The organism is Acinetobacter sp. 1542444 (genome assembly GCF_000581835.1).
Taxonomy (GTDB): Bacteria; Pseudomonadota; Gammaproteobacteria; order Pseudomonadales; family Moraxellaceae; genus Acinetobacter; species Acinetobacter pittii.
This window is the reverse complement of the sequence record NZ_JEYA01000006.1, coordinates 1-13,527: the sequence shown is the minus strand read 5'-3', so window position 1 is coordinate 13,527 and position 13,527 is coordinate 1. Positions and strand designations below refer to the sequence as shown.

Annotated in this window: 8 protein-coding genes; 7 read left to right on the top strand and 1 reads right to left on the bottom strand. The window is 40.5% G+C overall.

Annotated elements, in window-relative coordinates:
- Positions 1 to 44: 44 nt before the first annotated feature.
- The 3 genes from lpdA (at position 45) to sucD (ending at position 3,698) form a co-directional block, all read left to right on the top strand.
- Positions 45 to 1,478 (top strand): dihydrolipoyl dehydrogenase, encoded by a 1,434-nt coding sequence (gene lpdA / locus J580_RS19220; RefSeq protein ID WP_017386755.1) that lies wholly within the window; start codon positions 45 to 47, stop codon positions 1,476 to 1,478.
- A gap of 148 nt (positions 1,479 to 1,626) precedes the next feature.
- Positions 1,627 to 2,793 (top strand): ADP-forming succinate--CoA ligase subunit beta, encoded by a 1,167-nt coding sequence (gene sucC / locus J580_RS19215; RefSeq protein WP_001048573.1) that lies wholly within the window; start codon positions 1,627 to 1,629, stop codon positions 2,791 to 2,793.
- A 14-nt stretch (positions 2,794 to 2,807) separates the two neighbouring features.
- Positions 2,808 to 3,698 carry a succinate--CoA ligase subunit alpha gene (gene sucD, locus J580_RS19210; protein ID WP_000114637.1) on the top strand — a complete coding sequence of 297 codons (891 nt, stop codon included), beginning with the start codon at positions 2,808 to 2,810 and terminating at the stop codon, positions 3,696 to 3,698.
- Between the two features lie 410 nt (positions 3,699 to 4,108).
- On the opposite strand, the gene trpS is transcribed toward sucD, so the two are convergent.
- Positions 4,109 to 5,122 (bottom strand): tryptophan--tRNA ligase, encoded by a 1,014-nt coding sequence (gene trpS / locus J580_RS19205; protein WP_002116097.1) that lies wholly within the window; start codon positions 5,120 to 5,122, stop codon positions 4,109 to 4,111.
- A 208-nt stretch (positions 5,123 to 5,330) separates the two neighbouring features.
- Here trpS and J580_RS19200 point away from each other — a divergent pair, with 208 nt between their 5' ends.
- From J580_RS19200 to J580_RS23335, 4 genes are all read left to right on the top strand, one after another.
- Complete coding sequence (locus J580_RS19200) at positions 5,331 to 6,260, top strand: DUF808 domain-containing protein (RefSeq protein ID WP_005072929.1); 930 nt, start codon at positions 5,331 to 5,333, stop codon at positions 6,258 to 6,260.
- 27 nt (positions 6,261 to 6,287) lie between these two features.
- Entirely contained in the window at positions 6,288 to 7,187 is a 900-nt protein-coding gene (locus tag J580_RS19195) for a neutral zinc metallopeptidase (protein ID WP_032005336.1), read from the top strand.
- A 238-nt stretch (positions 7,188 to 7,425) separates the two neighbouring features.
- Positions 7,426 to 8,928 (top strand): cation:proton antiporter, encoded by a 1,503-nt coding sequence (locus J580_RS19190; protein ID WP_002116022.1) that lies wholly within the window; start codon positions 7,426 to 7,428, stop codon positions 8,926 to 8,928.
- Between the two features lie 457 nt (positions 8,929 to 9,385).
- The coding region (locus J580_RS23335; protein WP_032005334.1) for an Ig-like domain-containing protein at positions 9,386 to 13,527 on the top strand (4,142 nt) is incomplete at its 3' end.

Below are 13,527 nucleotides of genomic sequence, written 5' to 3'. Positions count from 1 at the left end.
ACCGAGGTAGAGTGATCCTCTATCTCGGACCATGGAGATAAACAATGTCTCAACAATTTGATCTTGTTGTTATTGGCGGTGGTCCTGGTGGTTATGAAGCTGCGATTCGCGCTGCTCAACTAGGTTTTAAAGTCGCTTGTATCGAAAAACGTATTCACAACGGTAAGCCATCTTTAGGTGGTACATGCTTAAACGTAGGTTGTATTCCTTCTAAAGCATTACTTGACTCTTCTCATCGTTACGAAGATACAGTACATCACTTAGCTGATCACGGTATCACTACAGGTGAAGTGAATTTTGATCTTGCTAAGCTTCTTGCTCGTAAAGACAAAATTGTTGACCAATTAACTGGTGGTATTGATCAATTGCTTAAAGGCAATGGCATTGAATGGTTAAAAGGTACTGGTAAATTACTTGCTGGTAAAAAAGTTGAGTTCGTTTCTCATGAAGGTGAAACTCAAGTTTTAGAACCTAAATACGTTATTCTTGCGTCTGGTTCTGTGCCTGTAAATATTCCAGTAGCTCCTGTAGATCAAGATATTATTGTTGATTCAACTGGTGCATTGAACTTCCCAGAAGTACCTAAGCGTTTAGGTGTAATTGGTGCAGGCGTAATCGGTTTAGAGCTTGGTTCTGTTTGGCGTCGTCTTGGTGCTGAAGTTGTTGTTTTTGAAGCAATGGATGCATTCTTACCAATGGCTGATAAAGCTTTGGCAAAAGACTACCAAAAACTTTTAACTAAGCAAGGTCTTGATATTCGTATCGGTGCTAAAGTTTCTGGTACTGAAATTAATGGTCGTGAAGTGACTGTTAAATACACTCAAGGCGGCGAAGAAAAAACTCAAACTTTTGACAAGTTAATCGTTTGTGTTGGCCGTAAAGCTTATGCTGAAGGTTTATTGGCTGAAGATTCAGGCATTAAATTGACTGAACGTGGTCTAGTGGAAGTAAACGATCACTGTGCAACTTCTGTAGAAGGTGTATATGCGATTGGTGACTTGGTTCGCGGTCCAATGCTTGCTCATAAAGCAATGGAAGAAGGTGTAATGGCTGTTGAGCGTATCCACGGTCACGCAGCTCAAGTGAACTATGACACAATCATTTCTGTTATCTATACACATCCGGAAGCGGCATGGGTTGGTTTAACTGAAGAACAAGCTAAAGAAAAAGGTCATGAAGTTAAAACTGGTCAATTCGGTTTTGCTGTAAATGGTCGTGCTTTAGCAGCGGGTGAAGGTGCTGGTTTTGTTAAGTTTGTTGCTGATGCAAAAACTGACCGTTTATTAGGTATGCATGTTATTGGACCTGCTGCATCTGATATCGTACACCAAGGTATGATCGCTCTTGAATTTGTATCTTCAGTTGAAGATCTTCAGTTGATGACTTTTGGTCACCCAACATTCTCTGAAGTTGTTCATGAAGCTGCACTTGCTGTAGATGGTCGTGCAATTCACGCGATTCAACGTAAGCGTAAATAAAATAAAGAGCGGGTTCTCCGCTCTTTTTCACATTCGATGGTGTGATTAAAAAAGCATCAAGGTGAAAGACGTAGACAGCAATTTGCATATGTAACATGAGAATGTTGCGCAAATTGAAGACAACAAACAAAGTTAAGTAGGTAACTAAATGAACTTACATGAGTATCAAGCTAAAGCGTTATTGAAAGAATATGGTATGCCAGTACAAGAAGGTATCTTGGCTACCAATGCAGACGAAGCAGTTGCTGCATTTGAACAGCTTGGTGGTAAATTCGCGGTAATGAAAGCGCAAGTTCATGCTGGTGGTCGTGGTAAGGCTGGTGGCGTTAAAGTTGCAAAATCTAAAGAAGACGTTATCGAATTTGCAAACAATATCATTGGTACTCGTCTTGTAACGTATCAAACAGATGCAAATGGTCAACCAGTAAACAGCATTATTGTTGCTGAAGACGTATACCCAGTTGAGCGTGAGCTTTACTTAGGTGCGGTTGTAGACCGTTCTAGCCGTCGTATTACTTTCATGGCTTCTACAGAAGGTGGTGTAGAAATCGAGAAAGTTGCTGAAGAAACTCCAGAAAAAATTATCAAAGTTGAAGTTGATCCATTAGTTGGCTTACAACCATTCCAAGCACGTGAAGTTGCGTTTGCTTTAGGTTTGAAAGACAAACAAATCGGTCAATTCGTAAAAATCATGACAGCTGCTTACCAAGCATTTGTTGAAAATGATTTTGCTTTATTTGAAATTAACCCACTTTCAGTTCGTGAAAATGGCGAAATTTTATGTGTAGACGCGAAAGTAGGTATCGATTCTAACGCGCTTTACCGTTTACCTAAAGTTGCTGCTTTACGTGACAAATCTCAAGAGAATGAGCGTGAATTAAAAGCATCTGAATTTGATCTTAACTATGTTGCTTTAGAAGGTAACATCGGTTGTATGGTTAACGGTGCTGGTCTTGCAATGGCAACTATGGACATCATTAAACTTTATGGTGGTCAGCCTGCAAACTTCCTTGACGTTGGTGGCGGCGCAACTAAAGAGCGCGTAATCGAAGCGTTTAAAATCATCCTTGCTGATACATCTGTACAAGGTGTTTTAATCAACATCTTTGGTGGTATCGTACGTTGTGACATGATTGCTGAAGCGATTATTGCAGCGGTTCAAGAAGTAAACGTAACTGTTCCAGTTGTTGTTCGTTTAGAAGGTAACAACGCTGAGTTAGGTGCTAAATTACTTGATGAATCTGGTTTGAAATTAATTTCTGCAAACGGCTTGTCTGATGCCGCAGAAAAAGTTGTAGCTGCAGTTAAAGCGTAAGGGGAGTATCAATCATGAGCGTATTAATTAATAAAGACACTAAAGTATTGGTACAAGGTTTTACTGGTAAAAACGGTACTTTCCACTCTGCACAAGCTTTAGACTACGGTACAAAAGTTGTTGGTGGTGTTACTCCGGGTAAAGGCGGTACTACTCACCTTGACCTACCAGTATTCAACACAATGAAAGAAGCTGTACGTGAAACAAATGCAGATGCATCTGTAATCTATGTACCAGCTCCATTCGTTTTAGACTCAATCGTTGAAGCGGTTGATTCAGGTGTTGGCCTAATCGTTGTGATCACTGAAGGTGTTCCAACAATCGACATGCTTAAAGCAAAACGCTACTTAGAAACTAACGGTAACGGTACTCGTTTAGTTGGTCCTAACTGTCCAGGCGTGATCACTCCGGGTGAATGTAAGATTGGTATTATGCCTGGTCATATTCACCAACCAGGTCGTATTGGTATCATCTCGCGTTCAGGTACATTGACTTATGAAGCTGTTGCTCAAACAACTAAGCTTGGTTTAGGTCAGTCTACTTGTATCGGTATCGGTGGTGACCCAATCCCAGGTATGAACCAAATCGAAGCGCTTCAATTGTTCCAAGATGATCCAGATACTGATGCAATCATCATGATCGGTGAGATCGGTGGTACAGCGGAAGAAGAAGCTGCTGAATTCATCAAATCTAACGTGACTAAGCCTGTAGTAGGTTACATTGCTGGTGTAACTGCTCCTAAAGGTAAGCGTATGGGTCACGCTGGTGCGATTATTTCTGGTGGTCAAGGTACTGCTGAAGAGAAATTCGCTGCATTTGAAAAAGCAGGTATGGCTTACACTCGTAGCCCAGCTGAGCTTGGTTCAACTATGTTGCAAGTTTTAAAAGAGAAAGGTTTAGCTTAATCGCTTTACGCTGAATCTTAAAAAGCACCGCATCTGAAAAATGATGCGGTGTTTTTTTATTTATTAAAGAAAAATAAGAGTTTTTATAAGTATAGCTAATTCATAAATAAAATTTTTAGGCAAAAAAATACGCAATGATTGGGGTGATCATTGCGTAGAACAACGAATCTGTAAAAACAGTTTCGGTTTAAGGAGAAATGTCGTGAGGCTCATATGATGTAACCTACATAGAGGATAATAGATAAAGTTAAGATATTCTTCATCGCTATTAGCGTTAATAAGTGTTACTTCACGTTAATAGGGTAAAAGCCTGTGAATGGCTATCAATACATTAGTAATTCTAAAAAATGAATATTATTGAATCTAATAAATAAAAAAAGCCCCGAAGGGCTTTTAATTTCTAACGAGAATTAAAATTTAAATAAACCTAAACCATCTTTAACTTCGTCTAAAGTCTGTTGAGTAATAAGACGGCACTTATCTGTACCTTGACGTAAAACATCCATAATATAGTCAGGATCTTTAGCAAGTTCTTCGCGACGTTCACGAATAGGTGTAATTAACTCTTTTAAGACACCTTCAAGACGTTTTTTAACTGTACCGTCACCAAGACCACCGCGACGATAGTGAGCTTTTAACTCTTCAACTTCTTCTTTGTTTGGATCAAATGCATCTAAATAAGTAAATACAATATTGCCTTCAACTTGACCTGGATCTTCAATACGAAGGTGATTTGGATCGGTGTACATCGCATTAACAGCTTTTTTAATGTCTTTATCAGAAGCATTTAAAACGATGGTATTGCCTAATGATTTAGACATTTTCGCTTTACCATCAAAACCAGGTAGACGTGCCATATTAGAAAGCAAAGCTTTACATTCAGGCAAAAGATCTTGACCGATTTGGCGATTTACTCGACGTACAATTTCATTGGTTTGTTCAATCATTGGAATCTGATCTTCACCAACTGGAACCACAGTTGCTTTGAAAGCAGTAATATCAGCCGCTTGTGCAACAGGGTAGCAGAGGAAACCAGCTGGAATGTCACGCTCGAAACCACGCATTTGAATTTCAGATTTAATGGTCGGGTTACGTTCTAAACGCGCAACTGTCACAAAGTTAAGATAGAGCATTGTGAGTTCATTGAGTGCTGGCAAGCAAGACTGAACACAAATGGTAGTTTTTGTTGGATCAATGCCTACAGCTAAATAATCTAGAGCAACTTCTAGAATATTACGACGAACTTTATCTGGATTATCTGCATTATCTGTTAATGCTTGTGCATCTGCTAATAAGAGATGTTGATGATGGCTATCCTGTAAACCTACACGAGAACGCAAAGAACCGACAAAATGCCCAAGATGAAGTTGTCCGGTTGGGCGGTCGCCTGTCAAAATAATTGGACGCTGATCAACATTACTCATTATTTATTCCACTATCGTATTGGCTTAATCAGGGGTAGTAAGCCCTGTAATATAAAAGATTGGCATTATTGTACGGGAAATAAATTTTTTTCGTCAGCGATTGGGGAAACTTTTCTTAAAATAATATTGTGAATTTATTCAGTAAAATTACAGAAATTCAAAAAAATCATCTTACAATAGCCTTAATAAATACAAACTTGGATAAGAAATGGCGAGTGGCTTACTTTTATTACTAGATGATATAGCAACAATTTTAGATGATGTTGCTTTAATGAGCAAAATGGCAGCCAAGAAAACTGCTGGAGTTTTAGGTGACGATTTGGCCTTAAATGCTCAGCAAGTAACAGGTGTGCGTGCAGATCGTGAACTACCTATTGTTTGGAAGGTGGCCAAAGGTTCATTTGTTAATAAGCTTATTTTAGTTCCTTTAGCATTGTTAATTAGTGTGATTGCACCTTGGCTTATTAATCCGCTATTAATGCTCGGAGGCTTATTTTTATGTTATGAGGGAGTAGAGAAAGTTCTTCATACAATTATGCATAAAAAAGCTTCTACATCAGAGGAAGCAAAAGCAGAGCTTGAAACTGAAGAATTAGACTTAGCAACTTTTGAAAAAGAAAAAATAAAAGGAGCAGTAAGAACTGATTTTATTTTATCGGCTGAGATCGTGGTGATTACGCTCGGTACAGTTGCTACGGCTACTTTAATGACCAAAGTAAGCGTTTTAAGTGTTATTGCAGTTGTAATGACGATTGGCGTTTATGGCCTAGTTGGTATGATTGTTAAGATTGATGATTTGGGATTATATTTAACAGAACAGTCGACCTCATTTAAACAAACTATAGGTCGAGGCCTATTAGCTTTTGCTCCTATTTTGATGAAATTACTTTCAATCGTGGGCACTATTGCAATGTTTTTAGTGGGTGGCGGGATTATTAATCATACGATTCCATTGCTTCATCACTTAACTGAAGACACAGTGGATCATGTGGAAACAATACCAGCAGTGGGTAACATCATTGGTGCTTTAACACCAACATTGATTAACTTTGGAATAGGACTTGTTGCAGGTGCAATTGTTCTATTAATTGTGAGCTTAATACAAAAAATGTGGCCTAAAAAAGCATCGGGTTCATGATGCCATTCTAAAAAGAAGAGGGAAATTATGCGCTGGAAAGGTCGACGAATTAGTAGTAATGTTGAGGACCGTCGAGGTGGTGGCGGTGTTAGAGCTGGCGGTATCAGTATTATTGGTTTAGTTGTTGCATTTGTTGCGTGGAAGTTCTTTGGTGTTGATCCACAACAGGCTTATCAAGCAACGCAGCAAGTTACTGCTTCACAACAATCAAATGCAACTGCGCCAGAAAGTTTAACGGCCGAGCAAAAAGAAGCCTCGGATTTTGTTGGAACGGTTTTGGCTGATACAGAGGACGTCTGGACTCCTATATTTAAACAGTTAGGTAAAAGCTATACGCCACCTAAATTAGTTTTGTTTAGTGGAATAGCTCAATCAGGATGTGGTACTGCCCAATCTGCGATGGGGCCATTTTATTGTCCTGCAGACCAAAAGGTTTATATCGATACAGAATTCTTTAAAGATATGCGTCAGCAAATGGGAATTTCTGGTGAGCAGAACCAAACTGAACTTTCTAGGGAAGATCAGGCTGGCGATTTCGCACAAGCTTATGTGGTTGCACATGAAGTAGGGCACCATGTTCAAACCTTGCTGGGTATTTCGTCACAAGTACAGCAAGCCCATGCACAAGTCAGCCAAAGAGAAGGTAACCAATTATCTGTTCGTCAAGAATTACAAGCTGACTGTTTAGCGGGGATTTGGGCGAGTCATAATCAACAGCGAACTCAATTTTTAGAGCAAGGTGACATTGAAGAGGCGATGGATGCTGCTCAAAAAATTGGAGATGATTATTTACAAAAGCGTTCTACAGGTCAGGTCGTTCCGGATAGCTTTACTCATGGTAGTAGTGAACAGCGCATGCATTGGTTTCAGGTTGGTTTAAAAACTGGTGATATTAACCAATGCGATACTTTTAATAATCCAGTTTAAAATTTTATAGGATGAGTCTTGTTAAACATAATTTAATAAGCTCATCTTTTTTTTAGATCATAACTATAAATAATGTTAAGAAATTTAACAGATTGATAGATTGTTCAATCAATTCGGTAAACTTATGTCCTAATTTCTGTTTTTTTTTGATTATGGCATAGTTATGTCAGCTTTTTATTAAGTTTGGTCGATCTAGCAAAGTAGTTTATTTGGTCGTTGACCCAGAAGAAGGGTATTCATGGGTAATTTTTTTCTATTACAAGCATTTACAGTGGTTTTTGCACTATCAATTGCAACCACGATCTTTAATAAGCGTATTTTAGGCTTTCCACAGGCGATTGGTGTTCCTCTGGTCTCAGCAATTTTTGTCTTTATTCTACAGTGGGGGGCCAGCCTACTAAATGGTAACCAGTTTATTACCATTAACATTCATAATATTGAAGAAGCAGTACGCCATATCGATTTTTATGATTTTTTAATTAATGGTGTTATTTGTTTTATTCTAACTTCTTCTGCACTCAAATTTAAAATTTCAGATCTAAAAAGTTATTGGAAACAAATTAGTATTTTGGCAACAATTGCCTTAGTGCTTTGCGCCGTATTGTTTGGCAGTTTACTCTACGGATTCCAATTACTTGTTGGATATCATGTGCCAATTCTGGTGCTATTACTTTTAGGTGCAGCTTTAGGGGCAACAGACCCAATTGGTATTAAAGGTGTGCTTAGTTCGATTCGAGCACCACATCATTTAATTGTTAAGTTAGAAGGTGAATCATTATTTAATGATGCAATGTGTATTGCATTGTTTATGACTTTACTTAATGTTTTACAGGGTGAACATTTTTCATTAGTAGCGACATTAGAAGCTCTACTTTATGAAATTGTTGTCGCCGTCGGGATTGGTTGGGCATTTGGGGTAGGGGTGTTGCGTCTATTACGTGGTAAACACGAAATGGAGTCCCTGATTTTAACAACAGCTTTACTTGCAAGTGGAGCATATTTGGTTGCTTTGTTTGCACATGCATCAGCACCGATTGCTTGTGTAATTGGCGGTTTAATTGTTGGGAACAAATGGAAAGAAATACGAGAAGAGCGAGAGATTCAAGAAGTTAATCATTTTTGGCATACAGTAGAAGGAATCATTAACTCATTCTTATTTACTTTAATTGGCTTAGAGTTATTTATTCTTGATCTAAACTTTAGCCTGATTTTAGGCGGTATTGTTGCATTCTTTATTCTTCATATTTCCCGTTTTGCTGCCAACTTTATGGCTTTCGCTTTTTTCCCCACAATGCGTAGAACTAAAAGCTACAACGGTAGTTTGACTATTTTATCTTGGGGTGGGGTACGAGGAGGAATTTCACTTGCATTGATTTTGGCAGTAGCCAATATCCCTGCCTTAAGTCCCTATAGTAGTATCCTGATTGGATATACATTTATTAGTGTATTGTTATCAGGTATTGTGTGCGGCCTAGGCTTACCAGCTGTGATGAATGCTTTTTATTACAACCCCAACGAAGAAACTGAAGGCTTAAAAGGCTTCTATCAAAGGTTGTGCCATAAGATGAACCGAAGAGGTTTTCAGTATATTGTGGGGGAGGATGCGCTGGGTAGAGAAACAATCACCGTTTATAATCCGGATATTCTTGTAGACCAAAAAACTGAGGATGGAATTGCGACAATGCATGACCCGAATAAGTTACAAGAAGTAAAAAGATTTGAGAGTCCAGATAATTTCTAAATATAAATAGTTTTAAAATTTATAAGATATTTAAAAATGAGGTTTTAGTGTAATAGTAAAATATTACCTAAAGCCTTTTTTTTCTATATATATCATTAATAATATATTTTATTTTATTAAGATATTAATAATTGTTATATGAATATTTTAATTAAATGATTTTTCAACAAATGGTAAATAGTAAAATAATAAATTTGTTTTATATATAAAACGTTTAACGTGATTTTTCATTAAGTTAACATAAGAAAAACTTAACTAAGACTTATATATAATTTCTATTAATTAAAATTTTTTCTTTAGGTACTTTAGTATTTGTTTTTTTTATTTTAAAGTGTTTAATGTAAAAATGATCACATTACTTAATGTTTTTAAGTTGTAGGTCAAAAACTTAGAAATATTAAGTAAAAAGAATTATACATAAAATCATTTAAATCAATAATATAAAAGGAATACAGATATGCCTGAAATACAAATTATTGCCAAGGATAGTCACGATACCTTGTCAACAATCCAGGGAACTTCTGCAAAGCTTTCAGAAGCGTCGGTCGTATTGGTAAAAGTGGCTGCCAGTGATGTATTGGTAGTGAATAGGGAGGGTACCAATGCAGTCATTCGCCTGAAAAATGGCGAGACTATTGTTATTGAAGGCTTCTTTAGTGGAACAGCTGAGCCTAAAGATAACAGTCTTGTTTTTCAAGATGAAAATGGACAGTTGATTTGGGCAAAATTCAAAGATGCTGAAAATGATGCGGACGCCGATGCCGATGCGGATGCTGACGCAGACAGTGATGTTGAACCACAAGCTCTGGTAGCTGAGGATTTACCTGCTGCTTTACCGGCAGAAGCACCACAAGAGTTGGTATCTGACGTTATTTACCAGCCTATTTCTTCAATTGAACCATTACTTTATCACGATGCAGGTGTAAACCCATGGTTGTGGGCAGCTATTCCTTTAGTTGCGGGCGGTATTATCGCTGCAGCATCGAATAGTGATAATGATGATGACTCAACACCTGCTGATACCACTCCACCAAATACAGATGGAGTCACTTTTTCTGTTGATCCTGTTACTTCAGATAACGTAATTAATGCATCAGAAGCAGCAGGTAATGTCACGATTACTGGTGTTTTGAAAAACATTCCAGCAGATGCGGCCAATACGGCCGTTACAGTTGTTATTAATGGTCAGACATACACTGCAACTGTAGACAAAACAGCGGGTACATGGACAGTAAGTGTGCCTGGTAGTGGTCTAACAGCTGATGCAGATAAAACCATTGATGCGACTGTAACGTTTACAGATGCGGCAGGTAATAGCAGTACTGTTAAAGATACACAAACTTATACGATTGATACGACTGCACCGAATGCACCAGTGATTGACCCGGTTAACGGGACAGACCCGATCACAGGTACAGCAGAACCTGGTTCAACAGTAACTGTGACTTATCCGGACGGTAGTACGGCAAGTGTTGTAGCAGGACCGGATGGTACTTGGACTGTACCAAACCCTGGTTTGAATAATGGTGATGAAGTTACAGCTGTAGCAACAGACCCTGCTGGCAATACATCAGGACCAGGAACAGCTATTGTTGATGCAGTTGGTCCAAATACGGATGGTGTTAACTTTGCTGTTGATTCGGTAACAGCTGATAATGTGGTTAATGCATCAGAAGCGGCTGGCAATGTCACGATTACAGGTGTATTGAAAAACGTTCCTTCAGATGCGGCTACTACAGCCGTTACAGTTGTTATTAATGGGGTAACTTATACTGCAACTGTAGACAATGCAGCAGGTACATGGACAGTAAGTGTACCAGGTAGCGGTTTGGTTGCTGATGCTGATAAAACGATTGATGCTAAAGTAACCTTCACTGATGCAGCAGGTAATAGCAGCACAGTTAACGATACACAAACTTATACACTGGATACAGCTGCTCCTTCAGCGCCAGTGATTGACCCTGTTAACGGGACAGACCCGATTACAGGTACTGCAGAACCTGGTTCAACCGTAACAGTAACCTATCCTAATGGTGACACAGCAACAGTTGTAGCAGGACCGGATGGTACTTGGACTGTGCCGAACCCAGGCTTGAATGATGGTGATAAAGTTGAGGCAATTGCTACAGATCCAGCAGGCAACCCATCTTTACCAGGTACAGCTACTGTTGATGCAGTTGCACCAGCAGTTGTTATAACTGATCTATTAACGAATGACAGTACACCTGCGTTAACTGGTACAGTGAACGATCCGACAGCAACTGTAGTGGTGACTGTTGATGGCGTTGACTATCCGGCAGTGAACAATGGTGACGGCACCTGGACGCTTGCAGACAATACACTTCCTGCATTAACTGATGGTCCACACACCATTACCGTGACTGCAACAGATGCAGCAGGTAACGTAGGTACAGATACGGGTGTTGTGACAGTTGATACAGCTGCTCCTTCAGTGCCAGTGATCGACCCAGTTAACGGGACAGACCCGATTACAGGTACAGCAGAACCTGGTTCAACAGTGACTGTGACATATCCGGACGGTAGTACAGCAAGTGTTGTAGCAGGACCGGATGGTACTTGGACTGTGCCAAACCCAGGCTTAAATGATGGTGATACGGTAACAGCAGTAACAGAAGATCCGGCAGGCAATACATCAGGCCCAGCAACAGCTGTGGTTGATGCGGTTGCGCCGACAGTAGCGCTTAACGATGTATTGACCAATGACAGTACACCTGAGTTAACCGGTACAGTGAACGATCCAACAGCCACTGTGGTTGTCAATGTGGATGGCACTGACTATCCGGCAGTGAATAATGGTGATGGCACCTGGACGCTTGCAGACAATACACTTCCTGCGTTAACTGATGGTCCACACACTATTACCGTAACTGCGACAGATGCAGCAGGCAATGCGGGTACCGATACAGGGGTTGTAACAGTTGATACAGCTGCACCGAATACAGGGTCAGTAAATTTTGCGATTGATTCAGTAACAGCTGACAATGTGATTAATGCGTCAGAAGCGTCAGGCAACGTTACTGTTACAGGTGTATTGAAAAACGTTCCGGCAGATGCAGCAAATACAGTGGTCACTGTTGTGATTAATGGCCAGACGTATACTGCGACTGTAGATAGCACAGCAGGCACATGGACAGTAAGTGTGCCGGGTAGCGGTTTGGTTGCGGATGCAGATAAAACAATTGATGCCAAAGTAACGTTTACAGATGCAGCAGGTAATAGCAGCAGTGTTAACGATACACAAACATATGCAATCGATACCACTGCACCTGATGCTCCAGTAATTAACCCGGTTAACGGGACAGACCCAATTACAGGTACAGCAGAACCTGGTTCAACAGTGACTGTGACTTATCCTGACGGCAGTACAGCAAGTGTTGTAGCAGGACCAGACGGTACGTGGACTGTGCCAAACCCTGGCCTGAATGATGGCGATGAAGTTGAAGCGATTGCTACAGATCCAGCAGGTAACCCATCATTACCAGGCACAGCTATTGTCGATGCAGTTGGCCCAAATACCGATGGTGTCAACTTCGCAGTTGATTCAGTAACAGCTGACAATGTAATTAATGCATCAGAAGCAGCGGGTAATGTCACGATTACTGGTGTTCTGACAAACGTTCCTTCAGATGCGGCTACTACAGCCGTTACAGTTGTTATTAATGGGGTAACTTATAATGCAACTGTAGACAGTGCAGCAGGTACATGGACAGTAAGTGTGCCTGGTAGCGGTTTAACAGCGGATGCAGATAAAATAATTGATGCCAAAGTAACCTTCACTGATGCAGTAGGTAATAGCAGCACTGTTAATGATACACAAACTTATACAATTGATACCACCGCACCAAATGCACCTGTACTTGATCCAATCAATGCAACTGACCCAGTGAGCGGTACAGCAGAACCTGGTTCTACAGTGACTGTGAAATATCCTGACGGCACCACTGCAACAGTCGTGGCAGGCACAGACGGAACATGGTCAGTACCAAACCCGGGCAATCTGGTGGATGGCGATACGGTTACAGCAACAGCCACTGACCCTGCAGGCAATACTTCATTGCCAGGTACAGGCACAGTCTCTGCCGACATCACACCGCCGGTGGTTGCACTTGATGATGTGTTGACGAACGACAGCACACCAGCACTCACTGGTACAGTGAACGATCCGACAGCAACAGTGGTTGTGAACGTGGATGGTGTTGACTATCCAGCAGTGAACAATGGTGACGGCACCTGGACGCTTGCAGACAATACACTTCCTGCATTAACTGATGGTCCACACACCATTACCGTGACTGCAACAGATGCAGCAGGCAATGCAGGTACCGATACAGCAGTGGTGACGATTGATACCACCGCACCAAATGCACCTGTACTTGATCCAATCAATGCAACTGACCCAGTGAGCGGTACAGCAGAACCTGGTTCTACAGTGACTGTGACATATCCTGATGGCACCACTGCAACAGTCGTGGCAGGCACAGACGGAACATGGTCAGTACCAAACCCGGGTAACCTGGTGGATGGCGATACGGTTACAGCAACAGCAACTGACCCTGCAGGCAATACTTCATTGCCAGG